An 18,911-nucleotide genomic window follows, 5' to 3' on the forward strand; every position below is an offset into this window, starting at 1 on the left:
TTATTCAACTGCATCTTTTCTTTTCTTCGCTTCTTTTTCTGCTTTCTTTTTTACTTTTTTATCCATTTTGGTTTCAGTTCCTGGTTTTGCAATTTTTACTTCTTCATATTGATCAGCAAATCGCCAAGAAAATCCAATTCCTGCATTAAATAAGCCAGGTGTGTCTTTTAAATTTTTTCCAATGGATGCATCTACTTGCATGTGTTTGTCAAACAAAAAAGCGGCTCCAATTCTCATAACACCGTCACTATAATAATCACCCATATAACCTTGATTTTCAATAAATCCCGACCATTGTGCGTTAAATCCTCTAGTTAAAGTTAAAATGTAATTGATGGTAGCAAAATCAGTTCCTATTTTATCATAAGTTAAGTTGGTAACTAAAACCCATCTTCCGCCAAAGTGATTTTGAGCGATCGCTGTTACTTTTGGACTAAATGATGGCTCAATTATATCTGAAGGAGCATAACTAAATGGATTATCTCCAACTTTAAAATTAGCCCCAGCATACATAGCAAAAGCCGGAATAAATTGTCTCCATTTGAAGCTATGATTGGCTTTCCAACTGTACAAATTAGGCTTGTCTTCAAAGTTTTTAAAAGGATCGTAGATTAAATATTTAGCTCCTAAAGTAAGCTGTTTAAACCCATTTCGGCTTTCTTCATAGCTTCCTGAAGTAAGTTTGTCATTTTGATATTGAATTTCGCCAATGATTTCTAATTCTTCTTTCCAAACACCATATCGAATTGCTAATTCACCCATAAAACCTTTAGCTTGATAATCTAATAAATTGTGGTCTTCTGAAACATAGGTTACTCCAGTTTCAGTTTGAATAATTGTTTTACCAACAGCAAATGCCATCATCGATTTTCCAGGACGATTGGAATTGATTTCATCGGTAAATTGTCCAAATGAAATTTGAGAACTAATTCCAAAAAGTAAAACTAAAAGTGCTTGAATTGATTTCATAAAAATAGATTTATCTCCAAAAATAGTTATTTTATCATAATTTTATGAAACAATTTTGAAGTTTTACCAACCAATATCTGTATTTTTGAATTTTAAAATGTTTACCAATGGAAATGGCTTCTCTTACAGGTTTTGTAAAAATGCTTTTTTACATCATACTGTTTTACTATTTGTTTAAGTTTTTAATGCGAATTTTTGCTCCTATTTTAATGCAAAAGGCAGTAAATAAGATGCAAGAAAAAATGCAAGAACAATACAGACAACAACAAGAACAATATAACAATGCTTCTCAATCGACTAAATCAACCCCAAAACCTAAAAAGGAAGTAGGAGAATACATCGATTATGAAGAAGTAAAATAATTCTTAGTTTCGCAACATTACCTTAAAGGATATTATTACAATATCCTTTTTTTAGTTACTTTAGCACCTTTATTTATAGCATTAGTATGAAAAACATAAAAGCTTTTTATCCGCATTTATTAGTCGTTGTAGGATTTGTTTTGGTTTCACTATTTTATTTTTATCCTGTTTTAAAAGGAGAAAAAATTTTCCAATCTGATATCGTGCAATACACGGGTATGGCAAAAGAACAAATCGATTTTAGAAAAGAAACAGGTGAGGAGCCATATTGGACTAACAGTGCTTTTGGTGGAATGCCAACCTATCAATTAGGGGCAAAATATCCAAATGACGTTATCGGAATGTTAGACGATGCTTTACGTTTTTTACCTCGCCCAGCAGATTATCTGTTCCTATATTTTTTAGGTTTTTATGTGTTATTGATGGTGTTAAAAGTAGATCCATTAAAAGCCTTTTTTGGAGCATTAGCTTTTGGATTATCTACTTATTTAATCATAATTTTAGGTGTTGGGCACAATGCTAAAGCACACGCTATTGCTTATATGCCAATGGTCGTTGCTGGAGTTTTATTAGTTTTTCAGCGAAAATATATTCTTGGAGGTTTGCTTACTATGATAGCTGCTGCATTGGAAATCAATGCGAATCACTTCCAAATGACCTATTATTTATTGTTATTATTAGCTATTATTAGCGTTTACTATGTTGTAATAGCTATTAAAAACAAAGAGTTTAAGGAATTAGGAAAAATAGTAGGTGTTTTTACCATTGCAGGAATTTTAGCCATTGGAGCCAATGCAACAAACTTAATGGCAACGTCAGAATATGCTAAGTTTTCTACCCGAAATAATAGCGAATTAACATTCAATCCAGATGGTTCTCCTAAAACCGACAATAATGCAATGTCTTATGATTATATTACGGAATATAGCTATGGACTAGCAGAAAGTTTAAACTTGATTGCTCCAGGACTTTTTGGAGGTTCTAATAATGAAAACCTAGGTGTAAAATCAGAAACGTACGAAAATTTTGTGGCACAAGGATATCCAGCTGATCAAGTACAAGCTTTTGTAGAACATGCGCCTGCCTATTGGGGTGACCAACCCATTGTTGCTGCACCAGCTTATATTGGAGTTGTTGTGTTTTTCTTGTTTGTTATGGCATTCTTTGTTGAAAAACGCAACATAAAATATTTATTCCTAGCTGGAGCTACTTTTTCATTAGTACTTTCTTGGGGAAAAAACTTCAGTATATTAACCGATTTCTTCATCAATTATGTTCCATTATATAATAAGTTTAGAGCGGTTTCTTCAATTCAAGTGATTCTAGAATTGTGTGTGCCAGCACTAGCTGTTGTTGGATTATACCAATTTTTCAAACAAGATGATGATAAAGTAAAATGGAATGCCCTTTGGAAATCAGGTGCTATTACTTTCGGACTTTTAGTGATTTTATTCTTAATCAAAGGAACATTTAATTTCTCAGGAGCTAATGATGCAGCTTATGCTCAAATGTATGGAGATGAATTCATCAGAACTCTAAAATTAGACCGAGAAGCTTTATATACTTCAGATGTATTACGTTCGATGCTGTTTGTTGGACTAACATTTTTGGTTTTGTTTCTTTTCGTAAAAAATATAATGAAAGAAACCACTGCTATTATTATAGTAGGTCTTTTAATGGTATTTGACTTGTTTATGGTAGACAAACGTTATGTAAACAACAATCCAGATCAATTTAGAAGCGCTCGTGAAGTGGATATGCCATTTAATGCTACCGAAGCCGATCAAAGAATTTTAGCCGATACCACACATTTCCGTGTGTTTGAAGTTGAAGGAGGAATGAGTAGTGCTAGAACGTCGTTTTTTCATAAATCTATTGGTGGATATCATGCGGCAAAGCCAAGAAGAATGCAACAGTTATTCGATTACCAAATCGCTAAAAATAACGTTCGTGTATTAAACATGTTAAATGTAAAATATGTTATTCAATCGGATGAAAACGGACAAAAATTAGCGTTACAAAATCCAGCAGCTAATGGAAATGCATGGTTTGTGGAAAAAGTTAAGTTTGTAAGTTCTGCTAATGAAGAAATGAAAGCATTGGATAGTTTGGATAATAAGAATAAAGTGGTAATGAATGAAAGAAATTATGTTGATTATTTTAAAGGAACTAAATTTAATGGTGAATTTAAGAAAGATTCATTAGCTTCAATTCAATTGGTTGCCTACAAACCTAATCATTTAAAATACGTTTCAAATAACAGTAATGAAGGTTTTGCTGTTTTCTCAGAAATGTATTATCAAAATGGTTGGAAAGCTACAATAGATGGGAAAGAAACAGAAATTTTAAATGTTAACTATGTATTAAGAGGCTTGAAAATTCCAGCAGGAAAACACACTATCGAATTCAAATTTGAACCAGAAGTGGTAAAAACAGGAAGCACGATTGCATTAATCAGTTCAATCGGGATGATTTTATTGATTGGTGCTGGAGTTTATTTTGAGAACAAGAAAAAAGTATAGAATCTTGTCATGCTGAATTCATTTCAGCATCACACAATAATTTAGAAGCTGAAACGAGTTCAGCTTGACAGAATATCATTTAAGAACTTGACATTGAAACCAACTAAAAAAATACTCATTATATCGTATTACTGGCCACCAGCAGGAGGTCCAGGCGTACAGCGTTGGTTGAAATTTGTCAAATATTTACCTGATTTTAATATCGAACCTCATGTTTATATTCCTGAAAATCCAACTTATCCATTAGTAGATGAGAAATTAGTAAAGGAAGTTTCGCATAAAGCAGTTATTATTAAACAACCCATTTTTGAACCTTACGGATTAGCTTCTATTTTTTCGAAAAATAAGACGAAAAAAATCAGTTCGGGTATTATTCCGAATCAAAAAAAGCAATCGTTTGTAGAAAAAGCAATGATTTGGATTCGTGGAAACCTTTTTATTCCCGATGCGCGAGTATTTTGGGTGAAACCTTCGGTTAAGTTTTTGAAACAATATCTTCAAAAACATCAAATTGACACTATCATTACAACGGGTCCACCGCATAGTTTGCATTTGATTGGTTTGCAATTGAAAAAAGAATTGAATATTACTTGGATGGCCGATTTTCGTGATCCTTGGACTACAATTGGCTATCACAAACAACTAAAATTAAGTTCTTGGGCAGCCAAAAAACACAAAGATTTGGAAAAAGAAGTCATGAATTCTTGTGACCAGCTTTTAGTAACTTCCCCAACCACAAAAACCGAATTTGAAGCGATTACTTCTAAACCAATTGAAGTCATTACCAATGGATATGATGTAGAGAAAGTGATTAAAAAGCCTTTGGATGAAAAATTTACTTTGGCACACATTGGTTCGTTTTTATCAGCTCGAAATCCAAGAATTTTGTGGAAAGCTTTGAAAGAACTAACTAAGGAAAATCCCGAGTTTAAAAAACAGTTCCAATTAAAATTGATAGGAGCGGTGAGTGCTGAGGTGTTTCAAGCCATAAAGGAATTTAAGTTGGAGAAATATGTGAATCATTTGGGCTATTTACCACATGATGAAGCCATAATCGAGCAAAGAAGTTCGCAGATTTTGTTGCTTATCGAAATTGACTCTGAAGAAACCAAGTGCATAATTCCAGGGAAATTATTTGAATATATTGTTTCTGAGCGACCAATTATCGCTATCGGACCAGAAAATGCAGATTTTGCTAAAATTATTAAAGAAACCAATACCGGAACGTTCTTTAAATATGACGAATTAGAAGCATTGAAAGCACAAATTTTAAACTCTTTCGAACAATTTCAGCAAAATAATTTAAAAGTACATCCTGTAGGATTACAACAATACAGCAGAAAATCGTTAACTGAAAAGTTATCGAAACTGCTAATCACTAATCACTAATTACTATTCACTAAGAATATGGGAATTGTCATTAAACAATCAATTAAAAACACCATCATAACCTTTATAGGTTTCGGAATTGGTGCAATTAATACATTGTTTATGTATGCTCAATTTCTTGGTGATACCTTTTATGGTTTAGTTGGGTTTATTTTATCAGCCGCTAATATTATGATGCCATTATTGGCGTTTGGAGTTCATAATACGTTGGTGAAGTTTTATAACGAATACGAAACTGAAGAAAAAAAATCGCAATTTCTAACGTTTGTATTGGTTTTACCTTTACTGATAATTCTTCCGATAAGTTTAATTGGATTTTTTGGTTATCACCAAATAGCGAGTTTATTGTCTCAAAAAAATCAAATTGTATATGATTATGTGTGGCAAATTCCTGTAATAGGGCTTTGTATGGGATATTTTGAGATTTTCTATGCTTGGGTAAAAGTACATATGCAATCGGTTTATGGTAGTTTTGTAAAAGAAGTGCTGTTGCGTGTTTTAATTTCGATTTTCCTATTCGCAGTTTATTTCGATTATATTTCGCCAAAACAATTTGTTTTCGCATTAATGGGGATTTACTTTGCAACACTAGTTGTGATGTTTATTTATGCAATGCGAGTAAAAAGACCGAGTTTTAATTTGGTTTTTCCAGATAATATCAAGGCAATTTTAACCTATTGTTTTTTTATTATTTTATCAGGAAGTGTAGCTACATTATTATTAGATGTAGATAAATTTATGCTTAACTTTTATATTGATATCGATAATATTGCTTTTTATTCTGTTGCTATCTTTATTGCTACTGTGATTGCAGTTCCAAGTCGTGCTATGCATCAAATTACGTATCCAATTACGGCAAAATTGATGAGTGAAAAGAAACACGATGAACTTAATGAATTGTATAAAAAATCGTCAATTACGCTTCAGGTAATAGGAGGTTTGATTTTGATAGGAATTTTGGTTAATATTAACCAATTGTATACTGTAATGCCAGCAGGTTATAGTGAAGGAGTTGCGGTTGTTTTTTTTATTGGACTTTCAAAATATTTCGATTTGATTTTAGGAAATAATAATTCCATAATTTTTAATTCAAAGTACTACAGAGCTGTTTTATTTTTAGGGTTGTTCTTAGTTTTTTTAACTGTTTCGTTAAATATGGTATTTATTCCACTTTACGGTTTAAATGGAGCGGCAATTGCGACATTAATTTCAATTACACTATATAGTTTAGCTAAATTACTGTTTGTGGTCCTTAAAATGGATTTATTTCCGTTTACAAAGAATACAATTAAAGCTTTGGGTGTAACATTACTTAGTTTTATTTTGTTTTACTACTGGGATTTTAGTTTTCATCCTTTCGTAAATATTGTCTTGAAGTCGATTTTAGTAACTATTTTCTACTTGGGATGGAGTTTTTATTTGAAAATCTCATCCGATATCAATTTTGTGATGAACTCTATTTTTAAAAGAATTTTGAAGAAGTAATAAATATTTTTTTAATTTTTATATTTATTCAATCTGTGTTCCAAATTTGAAAATTGATTTTTGTATTTGTTCTTGTTCTTGAACATAAAAAATCCTGCTTCATCTTCCCAGAATCCACAGGATTTAAAAACAAACTAACCAACCAATTTTTATTTATCTCTTTTTACTTCTAAAGTTTCTCTTTTGATTTCCTTTACGTCATCATCAGTCATTTTAGCTTTAGATCCGTCTTTTCTATAGTAGTAATAGTCATCGTCGTTTCCATAATCATCATCATAATCGTTATCACCGTAACCATAACCTCCATTTCCTCCAGAATAATGAGTTCCTCTAGGATTGTAAGTATAACCACTATTGGTATAGTTGATAAATCCATATACGCTTACAATTCGTCCTCTTCTGTCGTACACAATTCGCATGTTTCCTACTTTAGTTACAGCAAAACTGTTATAGCTCATATAAACAGTACCAATTCTTTTAACTCTACCAAAAGCATCGTAGTTGATGTAAACATTCCCAACTCTTCTTACTCTACCGAAGTTATCGTGTTCTACACGTGTTCCTCTTTCAGAAGGACCATAATAACTTCTGGTTCCAGGAGCTCCATTTGTTCCATTTATCATATATCTTGGTCCTGAAGGTCTTGTGTTGAAGTCAAATTCACCATTTGGAAACAACATAAACTCAATTCCTCTTTCTCTAAAGATGATAGGTTCCGCATCTCTATAATCGATGTAATAACCTCTTCTATCAGTGTTGTCAGAAAAAACAGGGTTTTCTGACGCATAAGCCATACTTCCTACCAGTATGAAGCTGGCTACTACTAAAAGTGTAATTTTTTTCATAATACAACAATTTAAAAGTTGGGCAACTTCATTTTAAAACTCGTTTCTAAAACGGTTGCTTGATTAGGTATTTCCAATTGCTGTGCCAAACTCAAAAAAAGTGTTGTAAACGATTTGTTAATGAGTTGTTATTAATTTCAATTCATTTTTTTGATCGATATAAATGTCACTTCCTTTAAAAAACAGATTTGATTTTTTTAATTGATTTTTAAAAGACTACTTTTGAACTTATAAATATTAAAAATTAGAATTAAAAATATGAAGCAGTTTTTATACATTTTATTATTTGCAGCAGTCGGAATTTTAGGTATGATTGAACAATCAAAACCAGCTCCAAATCGAATTATTATGATAGGGGCAATGGCTGTTTTTATGTTTGGATTATTTCAGTTAATGAAAAAAATTCCATCTAAAAATGATGGAGAAAATGAAGAAGAAAATGATACAGAAATTTGAAGTAGGCGATAAGGTAGCGGTTTTAGATGACGATATTTCAGGAGTGGTAATAAAGGTTAAAAATAATGAAATTTCAGTGGAAACAACCGATAATTTTGTGATGACATTTTTTGTCAACGAATTAGTTAAAATAAACAATTCCAATGAGTTAAGCGGTTTTTTCTCTACTCAAAGTTTAGGTTCTGTTTTAAAAGACAAAGAAGAGCCAAAAAAGCGAAATTTTGTCAAAGAAAAGCGTTCTAAAAAAGAAGAATTTGTATTAGAAGTTGATTTGCATATCGAAAAATTAGTGCCCTCAAAACGTGGAATGAGCAACTATGATATTCTTACTTTGCAAATGGAAACGGCGAAACGTCAACTCGATTTTGCTATCAAAAATCGGATGCCAAAAGTGGTGTTTATTCATGGTGTTGGTGAAGGAGTTTTGAAAGCCGAATTAGACTTTATGTTGGGACGTTATGATAACATTTCGTTCCAAGATGCCAACTATCAAAAATATGGTTTGGGAGCAACTGAAGTTTATATCAAACAAAATGTGAAGTAAATTATTTCTTCAATATTTCACTTCTAGGAATAAAAAAAGGACTACTCAAAATTGAATAGTCCTTTACTTTTATAAAATATTTTTTTACAAATCGGTCTCGTGGTTTCCAAAAATATATTCTGTAAAACTGAATGAGTTGGAACTTCCAGAAAAGTTTACATTTACAAATTTTATATTGTGTGTGTATCTTAAAATGGTAATTCCATCAGTATCATATATTGGATCTGTAATAATTTCTATTGTCCCCCCTGTGGCTGTCCATTCCTCTTGAACAATTGGTGATGCAGGCGGAATTAAATTACAAACACTATTATCGGTTACATTTCCTGAGTAAATTCTATAAATAATTTGGTTTGTTGAATTAACGGTTACAGTTCTTGGGCTTCCATCGGGAGTTTCAATATTTACAAAACTCGATGCAGGAATATTAAGTAATAACATTTCATCGTCATTAATTTTAAAAATCAGATTATTATCGGTACATTCTTGAATGTTAACAGTATCAAAATTGAAAGATTCTAACGTAATATCGCCATCATCACAAGCTTGTAGCATAAAAATTGAGGATACTAAAACTATAAGTTTTTTCATTTTATCATTGAATTTATGGAACAAAAATAAAGGTTTTAATTTATTATTTTGCTAAAGTTTGTTAATTTCAATACGATTTCAATTTAAGACTTCTAAAATAAAATGATTTGTATCTTTGCTGTATGAGAAAAGTGTATTTAGATAACGCAGCAACAACGCAAATTCATCCAGAGGTAATTACTGCGATGATGAACGTGCTTCAAAACGATTTTGGAAACCCATCTTCGACGCATAGTTTTGGTAGAAGTGCCAAGACATTGTTAGAATCATCTCGAAAATCCATTGCGAAATTACTAAATGCACAAGCTTCAGAAATTATTTTCACGTCAAGCGCAACAGAAGCTACGAATTGGATTCTTACTAGTGTGGTAAAAGATTTGGGAATTAAACGCATTATTACAACTAAAATCGAGCATCACGCTACTTTACACACAGTTGAGCATTTGGCTAAAGAGTTCGGAATTCAAATAGAATTTATAACGATTTTACCAAATGGAAACATAGATTATCAAGATTTAGCGGCTAAATTGCATTCAGATATTCCAACATTAGTGTCATTAATACACGTTAATAACGAAATAGGAACGATTTTAGACGTTAAACGCGTTTCGGACTTGTGCATGTATGCGAAAGCCCTTTTTCATTGCGATACGGTGCAATCTATCGGAAAAACAATTTTAGATGTACAAGACTTGGGAATTGATTTTTTAGTAGCAAGTGCGCATAAATTTCATGGTCCAAAAGGAATTGGGTTTGCGTACATAAAAAAGAATTCCATGCTACAACCGATGATTTTCGGAGGCGAGCAAGAAAAAGGAATGCGTGCCGGAACTGAAGCTGTTCATCAGGTTGTTGGTATGGCAAAAGCATTGGAATTAGCTTGTGAGAATATAGAAAACGACACCAATTACATTTCCGATTTAAAAAATTACTGCTTTTCAGAATTAAAAAAAGTATTTCCAGAAGTTAAAATCAACGGAGAAAATACGTTTTATAACCTTTTAAACGTCCAATTGCCTTTATCGGAAGAAAAGACTTCCATGTTGTTATTTACATTGGATATGAAAGGAATTGCCGTTTCACGCGGAAGTGCTTGCCAAAGCGGAAGCATCAAACCTTCGCACGTTTTAGCCGAATTTTTATCATCAGAAGAAGCTAAAAAACCAAGTTTACGCATCTCATTTAGTCATTTCAATACTAAAGAAGATATTGATTTGCTGGTTGAGGCTTTGAAAACAGTATAAATTAATAAAATAATTATGATTAAAAATGTCCTTATTATTCTTGTATTTATTTTATCAGCATGCAATAATTCCGTTCAAGAAGTTGAAATAAAAGAGGTTGAAAAGAAGCAAATTATTAATGAAAACTTATTGTTTTTTGATTTTGAATTAATTAAAGATATTGACGTTAATGATGAAAAAGAATCAGAGTTATATGAATTAGATAATCTTCAAGTTAATTATTTTGAAGATGTTATTTATATTTCGGGGTTAATCAATACAAATGCTTGTGATAGTTTTACAGGTGATTTTAAGATTAAAGATGATGAATTGTTACTGCTTTTTAAAAATAATTCTGAAGAACCTTGTATGTCAAGCTCAATATTTAAGATTAGAGTTTTAATCAAAAATCCTTCAAAGAAAAAATATAACGTTGTTTATAAGGTAGAAAATTAATTTATTTATAAATAAAACAATAATAACTACTGCCGTCACTTCGAGTGATTTTTAAAAGGAAAAATGCTATTTTTTGCTTTTAAAAATTGTATCGAGAACTATAGCAACGATTTTTCCTTCTACAGTTCTCGATACATTTTGTATTTGAAAATCTTTGGCTTTCCAAATTCAAAACACTCGAAATGACGCCTGTGGAATTTCGATTTAAAAAAAACACGAATTACATAAAGCATGCAATTCGTGTTTTTTTTAGTTATTTAAGAAACTACAATTTCCCCATATTTTGAGCCAATGTCTCAATGAATTTAGTGATTGGTCCTTTGATCATCATGGCCATCATTGGATTAAAATCACCTTCAAAAGCTAATTGAACTTCTGTATTATCAGCATCAATTGCGTTTAAGTTTCCAGTTAAGGTAAAAGGCAATTTACTTGAAGCAGCTCCTAAAACGATTTGCGAATTTGGAGTTCCTCCTTTTTTAACCAATTTAATTTCTGGCATACCTTTTAAACCAAATTCAAAGCAATTTTCGTCGATTACTTCAAATTTTGCGATATTTTCAGGCATTAATTTCTCGAAATTCTTTACGTCGTTCAAAGCGTTGAATAAGTATTCAGCCGATTTTGCTACGTTTACTTTTGGACTTTCTAAGTTCATATTTTTTTGTTTAAAAGTTTATAAGGTTAAGAGTTTAAAAGGTTACAATAACAAGTTTAAAAGTTAGTTTTTACTTCCAACTTCCAACTTCCATCTCCCAACTAAACTTCCACGTTCCACTCAGAAGGATTCGCATTCCAAGCGCTCAATGTTTCCAATTCATTTTCTGAAACATATTGTTTGTCAACCGCTTTTTGCAATAAGTTTTCGTAATTACTTAACGTGAAAACATCCAAATTGGCTGCTTCAAAGCGTTCTTTTGAAACTGGAAAACCATAGGTAAAAATGGCTGCCATTCCTTTTACATTAGCGCCTTCGTTGCGTAAAGCTTCAACGGCTAATAAACTGCTTCCGCCAGTCGAAATTAAATCTTCAACAACTACTACGTTTTGTCCTTTTTGCAAGAAACCTTCTACTTGGTTTTGTCTTCCGTGTTTTTTTGGTTCTGGACGAACGTAAACGAAAGGTAATCCCATCGCTTCGGCTACTAAAATTCCGATTCCAATTGCGCCTGTTGCAACACCTGCAATGACATCGGGTTTGCCAAATTTATCCTCAATATGCTTCGCAAATTCATCACGAACATAATTTCTAACCGCTGGAAATGAAAGGATTATGCGGTTATCACAATAAATTGGAGACTTCCAGCCTGAAGCCCACGTAAAAGGATTTTTAGAATTTAATTTAATTGCGTTTATTTGTAAAAGCAATTCGGCTGTTTGTTGGGCGGTATTGTTATTAAAAATCATATTGCAAATGTATAAAGTTTTTGTGAACGATAAGCCACTTTTTTTGACAAATCAAGTTCAAAAGGAGACTGATTTCAAACTTTTTTTATTAGAGAGTGTTGATATCAAGAAGTTAATTGTTAAAATTTTTCAGAATAAAATTCAGAAGGCCTTTTTGTATCATCCTGATGAAAAATTAATAATGAAAACACTTCGTGCCAAATTACCTGTTGAAAAAGCAGGGGGTGGATTGGTTTATAACAAAGACGGCAATGTGCTTTTTATTTTCAGAAATGGTAAATGGGATTTACCAAAAGGCGGCACCGAAAAAAATGAAACCATTGAAGAAACCGCCATGCGCGAAGTAGAAGAAGAAACAGGCGTAACTGGATTAGCTATCACCGAAAAACTGCAAAGAACCTATCATATTTTCAAAAGAAACGGTCGTTACAAATTAAAAATTACGCAATGGTTTGAAATGCGTACCAAATTTGAAGGCAATCCACAAGGACAAGCTGATGAAGGAATCGAACGAGTAGAATGGGTGAATCCTAAAGATATTAAGTTTTTATTAGAGAACTCGTACGAGAATATTAAGTTGTTGTTTGAGGAAGAATTAGTAGGAAACCACTAATGTAATTTATGGTTAATATTAAGATAGTTTTGTTTGGATTTTTTTTCATAACGTCTAATTTATTTTCACAAGAAATACAATTAGATGAAAATCTTGTTGGATTTTCATGTGGAGGAAATGGGAAACCAACAAAACTTGTACAGGAAATAACAGAATTAATAAATTCGAAAAAATATGAAGAAATAGAATCTTATTTAAATTCTAAAAATGCAAGTAAAATGTATCTTTCAATTATAGTTCTTGAAAGACTTTCTGAGCTTGAAATGTACGAGTTAAGCGAAAATACTCAAAAAGTAATAAAAAAAATTAAAGATTCTCCTTTCGTTGTTATGAATTGTTACGGTTGTTTGATTGAATATACTACAATGAAAACAATGTTTTCGACAGATAATTTTATCGGGTCTAAAAAATGGATAGAAAAAAATATAATTATTGATAAATAATAAATTAACTTTTAAAAATTTCTTTATTTCGTTTGAAATATGACTCCACTTCATCAATATTTTTCAAGGCAACAATTTTTTCAGTTACAGGATAATTATCAACAAGAAGTAAATCGTATTTCAATCCAATTTTATTAAGAATATTTATAATTTCTGTGTTTAATTTTGAAGTTCTATTGTATGAAACAAACCAAATGTTTTCAACAATATCGTCTTTATGCTCTATGAAAATAGTATCACCTAAACATCCAAAAGCAATTGTATTTTGGTTTTTAATTTCTTCAGGATAAGCGCAAGCTCCAGAGTAAAATATTTTTTTATATTTATTAATTCCAATTTTTTCTAAAAACGCTGTAATTTCATTAATCTCAATTTTTAAAATTTCTGTTTTAATTTTTGCGTAACTCGACAATGCCTTACTCTTATCAATATTTTTGTCAATTAAATACTCATAATTTGTTGCTGGAATAATTTCAATCATTAAATATTCTTCTTCCCATAACCAAGTTTTATCTTCATCATAAGTTTCATCTTCTATAATTTTGATGATTGTTGGTTTAAAATCATTCTTGACTTTGTTTTCTAATTTAATTTCCTTTTTGGAATCATAAATAATATAAACAAAAGCAAAAACAATGACTATAAATAAAACTATGTTTGGTAGCATGGATATTTAATTTTCTAAAATTGGTTTAATTGGCACATTGACTAATTGACAAATTATCTAATTCAATCTATAAACCGGATACTGCAAATGCGCTTTTTCATAATAAGGCGATTGTTTGTAAACCCAATCCAATTGTGCTGGGCCGTTTTCAGCGAAAGCTTTGTCGTTTTGTTTCTTTTGTTCTAATTCGGCTTTGATTTTTGGGTTTTTATCTAAAAATTCTTTGGCTAAATCTTCAAAAACATAACTCGAAAAGTATTCTTTTTGTTGTAAAATAGGATCAAAGAAGTTCCAATTGAAATAACTGTCTACTGCTTCTGGTTCTAAAGTTTCCATTAAGTATTTTACGCCTGGTTGATTCGTGTAAAACACATAATCACCATAATAAAATTTTACTTTTTGAGTTGATTTTATAACTTTCGTATTGTAATGTCCGTAATGTCCTTCGTATGGCGATTTTGAGGTTTGATAACTTTCAATTTTATACGACTCTACTTCAATAATCGTGTCATTTTGAATTCTATGCGCATTGATGTTGTTCAATTTCAAAATATCCAACACTTGCCATTGCGATTGCGGAATGATATATGCTTTCGGTATGCTTACAAATTTCGAAGGTTTATAATTACCATAAAACGGAATTTTCTTGGTAAACGGTTTACTTTTATCATAATACAAACGATCTTTTCCTGAAATATCACTTGGTTTGTATCCGCCTTGATAGCCTTTGAAATCAATATAAGATACTTTTGTTGAATCAATTGCCCAATCGATTGGATATGGCATTCCTGCTTGATATTCGTTCAAAGCATCTTTACGTAATTGCTTGATTTTTTGCCAATTCGCATCGGCGAAATTAATCGTGCTGACCATAAATTCATAAGTCACTTTTACGCGTTCTTTGTATGCTTTCAACATGTGTGTTTCTGGTACAAATCCTAAAGTGTGAAATAAAGTGGTATATCCTGTTGCATATCGTGGTGTATCAGTAAATTGTTCAAAACCTTTATCCGGCGTAGTACTATGTACATTTACATACGGAACCACATCGATTTTCTTTTTATTCATGTCTTGTACTACCGATGGATATAATTCATTGATGAAATAATTGCCTAATGTATTTCCTAAACGTTCGTGTTGGGTCGCAATACAAGTAAATGTATATTGGTAATCAGCACCATTAGAAACGTGATTATCTAAGAAAATATCCGGATTTAACTCGGTAAACAACTTTTGAAAACTTCTAGAATTTTTTGTGTCCGATTTAATAAAATCACGATTCAAATCATAATTGCGTCCATTTCCTCTGAAACCATATTCTTCTGGACCGTTTTGATTGGCTCTCGAATGCGAATTTCGATTTAACATCCCACCAACACTATACACCGGAATAGCTGCAATTAGAGTGTTTTTAGCCGTTTTGATTTTTCCCATGGCTAAATCGCGCATCAACATCATAGTAGCGTCTATTCCGTCAGGTTCACCCGCGTGAATTCCGTTGTTGATTAATATTACTGCTTTGTTTTTAGTGAAATATTCGTCAAAATCAAATTTGCCTTCGCTTGAAAAAAGTACTACATGTAAAGGTTTTCCGCTATCGGTTGTACCTTTGTGAATCATTTGAATGTTGGCAAAACGTTCATCTAATTTTTCATAAAACGCAATACATTCCTCATAAGTAGTAGATTGATTGCCATTGCCATTTTCGAAAGGTGTTCTTAAGTTTTGTGAAAAAATTGAAATTGAGAACAATAGAAAAATATATTTCATACTAATTTTGTTTAACGTTTTTTCCTCTCGAAATGATTAATATAGCATCTTTATTTTGTTGTTCTTCCGTTAGTCTAATATTGTCAATTTCGATTGTACTTTCGAATTTAATTAATTTTCCATTTTCATCCCATTCTCTTAAAATAAAATGATCAAAATCAGGTAAGGATTGTCTAATAGATTTTATTTTTCCATTCTCATGATATACAATTCTTTCGCTATATGAATTTTTCTTTATCCATATAGAACTAATTTTTCCAGATTCATAGTATGTTCTTTTAAAATAATGACCATTATCATCATAAATCATTAACGTATCGTTATTTTTAATTATGTATTCAGCGGGTAAATAATAATTATCGGAAAGTTTTAATTCTTTAATCCCGCGAGTGTTATTGATTTTAAAAATAGGGTTTTTAATTTTAGGTTTCTTAATTTTTATATTATTTGTAAAAACACAATCACAATCTGCAATTTCTTTAGATGAGAAATCAAAATTGAATTGAATGGTGTCTTTTTTAATAGAATAGTTTAAGATGTCACCATTATTGCAGTTTTCTGTGTATTGAATTTTAATCGATAAAGTATCTCTATCAATGTTTGAAGAAATTATACGTTGATTTACTCTATTTGTAGCAGTTGAATGACATTCAAGCTTTGAATCAATTAATTCATATGTTTTTGTTTGAGAAAAAATTGAAATTGAGATAAAAAGTAGGCTTATTTGTAAAAAACGCATAGTTGTTGTTTATTTGATTTTCAAAAATAGAAAATCTTTTTGAGGTATAATTTTTTTTATCCACAGATTAAAGGATTAAAAGGATTTTAAATTATTATGTATAAATAATATGTGTTAATCTATGTAATCCGTGGCATTTTTTTAGTTTAGACAATTAGAGTTTATATTTGCTTTATGAATTTAGAAAATTGTCCTTTATGTAAAGGTGAAGCGGAAATCTTCTGTGAAAAACCAAAACATTTGTTTTATAAATGTAACGAGTGTGAAGGTGTTTTTCGCCCTACAAATACATATTTAACTCCAGATGCTGAAAAAGCACATTATGAATTGCATAATAATGATGTAAACGATGTGCGTTATCAAAACTTTGTTTCACCAATTGTAAATGCTGTTTTACAAGATTTTACTTCAAATGATAAAGGATTGGACTTTGGCTCAGGAACTGGACCAGTAGTTTCTAAAATGCTTCGAGATAAAGGATTTCAAATAGAAAATTACGACTTGTATTTTGAAAATAATCCAGAACTGCTAACAAGAAAGTATGATTATATTTCATGTTGTGAAGTAATGGAACATTTTAAACAACCTTTGCAAGAGTTTCAATTGTTGCATTCGATGTTGTTACCAAACGGCAAATTGTATTGTAAAACCGAAGTTTTTAAAAACCAAAAACCTTTTGAAGATTGGTATTACAAAGATGATTTTACGCACGTTTTCATTTACCAACCCAAAACTTTAGAATGGATAAAAGAAGAATTCCACTTTTCGAATTTAATTATTCAAGAAAAGTTGATTGTGTTTGAGAAATAAAACACGAATTAGCACGAATGAATTAGTGTAAATTATTGAAATTGGTGTTATGATTTAGTTTACACTTTCTCAACAGCGACTTTATACAACGGATCTTCCATAATATTGACATCAATTATGGCTTCGGCATTTTTTAAAAGTTCTACGCAATCGGCACTCAAGTGTCTTAAATGTACTTTTTTGTTTAATGCGGCATAACGTTCAGTAATTTTGTTAACTGCATCAATAGCGCTCATATCGGATATTCTGCTTTCGGCAAAGTCAATTATAATTTCGTTTGGGTCGTTGTTTACATCAAATTTTTCTGCAAAAGCAGTTGTAGAGCCAAAAAATAAAGGTCCATATAATTCATAGTGCTTAACTCCATTTTCATCAATATATTTTCGAGCGCGAATACGTTTTGCACTTTCCCAAGCAAAAACTAAAGCAGAAATAATTACTCCAATTAAAACCGCTAAAGCTAAATTGTGCATAAAAATGGTGATTAACGTCACGACTACCATTACAAAAATATCCGATTTAGGCATTTTGGTAAACGCTTTAAAACTTGCCCATTCAAAAGTTCCAATGGCTACCATAATCATAACACCTGTTAATGCTGCTAGTGGAACCAATTCGATAATAGGTGCGCCAACTAAAATGATGGTTAATATGGTTATTGCTGCTACAATTCCAGATAATCGAGCACGCGAACCAGCAGATAAATTGACTAAAGTTTGTGCAATCATGGGACAACCGCCCATTCCAAAGAAAAAACCATTGGCAATATTAGCTGTTCCTTGTGCTAAACATTCACGGTTGCTGTTTCCTTTACTAGCTGTAATTTCATCAACTAAGTTCAGTGTTAGTAAACCTTCTGTCAATCCTACAGCGGCCATAATGGCTCCGTAGGGTAAAATAATTAAGAAAGTTTCCCAAGTAATTGGAATTTCAGGAATATGAAATGGAGGTAAAGAACCACTAATAGAAGCAATATCTGCCACTTGTTTTGTTTCGATATTAAAACCAATTACTAAAGCAAAAACAACAAGAATAGCAACTAATGAAGCCGGAATAGCCTTTGTGATTTTAGGAAAAATTAAAATAATTGCAATTGTTAAAGCGACTAAAGCCGCCATAGTGAACAAAGGTGTTCCTGAAAGCCATTCAGAAGTTCCGTTGGTAACTTGTTTGAATTGTTCAAATTGCGACATGAAAATAACAACCGCTAATCCGTTTACAAAACCATACATTACAGGATTGGGAACCAAACGAATGAATTTACCCAATTTAAAAAGCCCAACTAAGATTTGAATGACTCCAGCTAAAGCAATGGCTCCAAAAACATATTCCAAACCATGCGATTTCATTAAGGCAATAAGAACAATTACTGTTGCACCAGCACCACCAGAAATCAAACCAGGTCGACCTCCAAAAATTGCGGTAATCAATCCCATTATAAAAGCACCATACAAGCCAACAAGAGGAGGGAAGCCTGCTAAAATGGCAAAAGATAACGATTCAGGAATCATGGTCATGGCAACCGTTAATCCTGCTAATATTTCAATTTTGTAGTCTACTTTTTGTTTAAAATCGAAGAGATTGAGTACTTTTTGCATGTAAATTTTGGCTTTTATAGAA

At 31.5% G+C, this 18,911-nt stretch carries 20 protein-coding genes; 11 read left to right on the forward strand and 9 right to left on the reverse strand.

Annotation, left to right across the window (positions count from 1 at the left end):
* Nucleotides 1-969 (reverse strand): transporter, encoded by a 969-nt coding sequence (locus tag LOS86_RS05135; RefSeq protein ID WP_231843552.1) that lies wholly within the window; start codon nucleotides 967-969, stop codon nucleotides 1-3.
* 107 nt (nucleotides 970-1,076) lie between these two features.
* Here LOS86_RS05135 and LOS86_RS05140 point away from each other — a divergent pair, with 107 nt between their 5' ends.
* From LOS86_RS05140 to LOS86_RS05155, 4 genes are all read left to right on the forward strand, one after another.
* Nucleotides 1,077-1,331 (forward strand): DUF4834 domain-containing protein, encoded by a 255-nt coding sequence (locus LOS86_RS05140; RefSeq protein ID WP_231843553.1) that lies wholly within the window; start codon nucleotides 1,077-1,079, stop codon nucleotides 1,329-1,331.
* 86 nt (nucleotides 1,332-1,417) lie between these two features.
* Nucleotides 1,418-3,853: a YfhO family protein gene (locus tag LOS86_RS05145; protein ID WP_231843554.1), complete on the forward strand. Its 2,436-nt coding sequence runs from the start codon at nucleotides 1,418-1,420 to the stop codon at nucleotides 3,851-3,853.
* Between the two features lie 93 nt (nucleotides 3,854-3,946).
* The gene (locus LOS86_RS05150; RefSeq protein ID WP_231843555.1) at nucleotides 3,947-5,242 is read left to right on the forward strand and encodes a glycosyltransferase family 4 protein; all 1,296 of its coding nucleotides are present in this window, start codon (nucleotides 3,947-3,949) and stop codon (nucleotides 5,240-5,242) included.
* Nucleotides 5,243-5,260: 18 nt separating this feature from the next.
* Nucleotides 5,261-6,727 carry an oligosaccharide flippase family protein gene (locus tag LOS86_RS05155; RefSeq protein WP_231843556.1) on the forward strand — a complete coding sequence of 489 codons (1,467 nt, stop codon included), beginning with the start codon at nucleotides 5,261-5,263 and terminating at the stop codon, nucleotides 6,725-6,727.
* Between the two features lie 149 nt (nucleotides 6,728-6,876).
* Here LOS86_RS05155 and LOS86_RS05160 read toward each other — a convergent pair whose 3' ends face one another.
* Nucleotides 6,877-7,572, reverse strand: a complete 696-nt coding sequence (locus tag LOS86_RS05160; protein ID WP_231843557.1) for a hypothetical protein — start codon at nucleotides 7,570-7,572, stop codon at nucleotides 6,877-6,879.
* A 258-nt stretch (nucleotides 7,573-7,830) separates the two neighbouring features.
* Between LOS86_RS05160 and LOS86_RS05165 the strand changes: the two genes are divergently transcribed.
* Together LOS86_RS05165 and LOS86_RS05170 are read left to right on the forward strand one after the other, a co-directional pair.
* Nucleotides 7,831-8,028, forward strand: a complete 198-nt coding sequence (locus LOS86_RS05165) for a hypothetical protein (protein ID WP_231843558.1) — start codon at nucleotides 7,831-7,833, stop codon at nucleotides 8,026-8,028.
* Complete coding sequence (locus LOS86_RS05170) at nucleotides 8,012-8,572, forward strand: DUF8465 domain-containing protein (RefSeq protein WP_231843559.1); 561 nt, start codon at nucleotides 8,012-8,014, stop codon at nucleotides 8,570-8,572. The genes LOS86_RS05165 and LOS86_RS05170 overlap by 17 nt, the downstream gene beginning before the upstream one ends.
* Before the next feature lie 84 nt (nucleotides 8,573-8,656).
* Here the strand turns inward: LOS86_RS05170 and LOS86_RS05175 are convergent, their stop codons facing one another.
* On the reverse strand, nucleotides 8,657-9,163 hold the full coding sequence (locus LOS86_RS05175) for a hypothetical protein (RefSeq protein ID WP_231843560.1): 507 nt from the start codon (nucleotides 9,161-9,163) through the stop codon (nucleotides 8,657-8,659).
* 122 nt (nucleotides 9,164-9,285) lie between these two features.
* On the opposite strand from LOS86_RS05175, the gene LOS86_RS05180 reads away from it, so the two are divergent.
* Nucleotides 9,286-10,407, forward strand: a complete 1,122-nt coding sequence (locus LOS86_RS05180) for a cysteine desulfurase family protein (RefSeq protein WP_231843561.1) — start codon at nucleotides 9,286-9,288, stop codon at nucleotides 10,405-10,407.
* A gap of 15 nt (nucleotides 10,408-10,422) precedes the next feature.
* A complete protein-coding gene (locus tag LOS86_RS05185; protein WP_231843562.1) occupies nucleotides 10,423-10,842 on the forward strand; it encodes a hypothetical protein in 420 nt (139 codons plus the stop codon).
* 265 nt (nucleotides 10,843-11,107) lie between these two features.
* Here the strand turns inward: LOS86_RS05185 and LOS86_RS05190 are convergent, their stop codons facing one another.
* Complete coding sequence (locus tag LOS86_RS05190) at nucleotides 11,108-11,500, reverse strand: hypothetical protein (RefSeq protein ID WP_026725027.1); 393 nt, start codon at nucleotides 11,498-11,500, stop codon at nucleotides 11,108-11,110.
* A 101-nt stretch (nucleotides 11,501-11,601) separates the two neighbouring features.
* Complete coding sequence (gene pyrE / locus LOS86_RS05195) at nucleotides 11,602-12,249, reverse strand: orotate phosphoribosyltransferase (RefSeq protein ID WP_231843563.1); 648 nt, start codon at nucleotides 12,247-12,249, stop codon at nucleotides 11,602-11,604.
* 7 nt (nucleotides 12,250-12,256) lie between these two features.
* Between pyrE and LOS86_RS05200 the strand changes: the two genes are divergently transcribed.
* The gene (locus tag LOS86_RS05200) at nucleotides 12,257-12,862 is read left to right on the forward strand and encodes an NUDIX hydrolase (protein WP_231843564.1); all 606 of its coding nucleotides are present in this window, start codon (nucleotides 12,257-12,259) and stop codon (nucleotides 12,860-12,862) included.
* 8 nt (nucleotides 12,863-12,870) lie between these two features.
* A complete protein-coding gene (locus tag LOS86_RS05205; RefSeq protein ID WP_231843565.1) occupies nucleotides 12,871-13,305 on the forward strand; it encodes a hypothetical protein in 435 nt (144 codons plus the stop codon).
* Between the two features lie 4 nt (nucleotides 13,306-13,309).
* Here LOS86_RS05205 and LOS86_RS05210 read toward each other — a convergent pair whose 3' ends face one another.
* The 3 genes from LOS86_RS05210 to LOS86_RS05220 are packed head-to-tail and all read right to left on the reverse strand — an operon-like array spanning nucleotide 13,310 to nucleotide 16,481.
* Nucleotides 13,310-13,972 (reverse strand): hypothetical protein, encoded by a 663-nt coding sequence (locus LOS86_RS05210; protein ID WP_231843566.1) that lies wholly within the window; start codon nucleotides 13,970-13,972, stop codon nucleotides 13,310-13,312.
* Nucleotides 13,973-14,029: 57 nt separating this feature from the next.
* On the reverse strand, nucleotides 14,030-15,742 hold the full coding sequence (locus LOS86_RS05215; protein WP_231843567.1) for a M14 family zinc carboxypeptidase: 1,713 nt from the start codon (nucleotides 15,740-15,742) through the stop codon (nucleotides 14,030-14,032).
* Between the two features lies 1 nt (nucleotide 15,743).
* Nucleotides 15,744-16,481, reverse strand: coding sequence for a hypothetical protein (locus tag LOS86_RS05220; protein ID WP_231843568.1), 738 nt, complete (start codon nucleotides 16,479-16,481; stop codon nucleotides 15,744-15,746).
* A 174-nt stretch (nucleotides 16,482-16,655) separates the two neighbouring features.
* On the opposite strand from LOS86_RS05220, the gene LOS86_RS05225 reads away from it, so the two are divergent.
* Complete coding sequence (locus LOS86_RS05225) at nucleotides 16,656-17,291, forward strand: class I SAM-dependent methyltransferase (RefSeq protein ID WP_231843569.1); 636 nt, start codon at nucleotides 16,656-16,658, stop codon at nucleotides 17,289-17,291.
* A gap of 59 nt (nucleotides 17,292-17,350) precedes the next feature.
* On the opposite strand, the gene LOS86_RS05230 is transcribed toward LOS86_RS05225, so the two are convergent.
* Entirely contained in the window at nucleotides 17,351-18,889 is a 1,539-nt protein-coding gene (locus LOS86_RS05230; RefSeq protein WP_231843570.1) for a SulP family inorganic anion transporter, read from the reverse strand.
* Nucleotides 18,890-18,911: the final 22 nt, after the last annotated feature.

Source organism: Flavobacterium cyclinae, assembly GCF_021172145.1.
GTDB lineage: Bacteria > Bacteroidota > Bacteroidia > Flavobacteriales > Flavobacteriaceae > Flavobacterium > Flavobacterium cyclinae.

Bases quoted from the DNA above. Each gene is read 5' to 3' on its own strand.
- LOS86_RS05205 (WP_231843565.1), top strand. From the start codon at position 12,871: ATGGTTAATATTAAGATAGTTTTGTTTGGATTTTTTTTCATAACGTCT.
- LOS86_RS05155 (WP_231843556.1), top strand. From the start codon at position 5,261: ATGGGAATTGTCATTAAACAATCAATTAAAAACACCATCATAACCTTT.
- LOS86_RS05225 (WP_231843569.1), top strand. From the start codon at position 16,656: ATGAATTTAGAAAATTGTCCTTTATGTAAAGGTGAAGCGGAAATCTTC.
- pyrE (WP_231843563.1), bottom strand. From the start codon at position 12,249: ATGATTTTTAATAACAATACCGCCCAACAAACAGCCGAATTGCTTTTA.
- LOS86_RS05190 (WP_026725027.1), bottom strand. From the start codon at position 11,500: ATGAACTTAGAAAGTCCAAAAGTAAACGTAGCAAAATCGGCTGAATAC.
- LOS86_RS05185 (WP_231843562.1), top strand. From the start codon at position 10,423: ATGATTAAAAATGTCCTTATTATTCTTGTATTTATTTTATCAGCATGC.
- LOS86_RS05180 (WP_231843561.1), top strand. From the start codon at position 9,286: ATGAGAAAAGTGTATTTAGATAACGCAGCAACAACGCAAATTCATCCA.
- LOS86_RS05170 (WP_231843559.1), top strand. From the start codon at position 8,012: ATGATACAGAAATTTGAAGTAGGCGATAAGGTAGCGGTTTTAGATGAC.
- LOS86_RS05175 (WP_231843560.1), bottom strand. From the start codon at position 9,163: ATGAAAAAACTTATAGTTTTAGTATCCTCAATTTTTATGCTACAAGCT.
- LOS86_RS05230 (WP_231843570.1), bottom strand. From the start codon at position 18,889: ATGCAAAAAGTACTCAATCTCTTCGATTTTAAACAAAAAGTAGACTAC.
- LOS86_RS05210 (WP_231843566.1), bottom strand. From the start codon at position 13,972: ATGCTACCAAACATAGTTTTATTTATAGTCATTGTTTTTGCTTTTGTT.
- LOS86_RS05135 (WP_231843552.1), bottom strand. From the start codon at position 969: ATGAAATCAATTCAAGCACTTTTAGTTTTACTTTTTGGAATTAGTTCT.
- LOS86_RS05145 (WP_231843554.1), top strand. From the start codon at position 1,418: ATGAAAAACATAAAAGCTTTTTATCCGCATTTATTAGTCGTTGTAGGA.
- LOS86_RS05165 (WP_231843558.1), top strand. From the start codon at position 7,831: ATGAAGCAGTTTTTATACATTTTATTATTTGCAGCAGTCGGAATTTTA.
- LOS86_RS05220 (WP_231843568.1), bottom strand. From the start codon at position 16,481: ATGCGTTTTTTACAAATAAGCCTACTTTTTATCTCAATTTCAATTTTT.
- LOS86_RS05215 (WP_231843567.1), bottom strand. From the start codon at position 15,742: ATGAAATATATTTTTCTATTGTTCTCAATTTCAATTTTTTCACAAAAC.
- LOS86_RS05140 (WP_231843553.1), top strand. From the start codon at position 1,077: ATGGAAATGGCTTCTCTTACAGGTTTTGTAAAAATGCTTTTTTACATC.
- LOS86_RS05160 (WP_231843557.1), bottom strand. From the start codon at position 7,572: ATGAAAAAAATTACACTTTTAGTAGTAGCCAGCTTCATACTGGTAGGA.
- LOS86_RS05200 (WP_231843564.1), top strand. From the start codon at position 12,257: ATGTATAAAGTTTTTGTGAACGATAAGCCACTTTTTTTGACAAATCAA.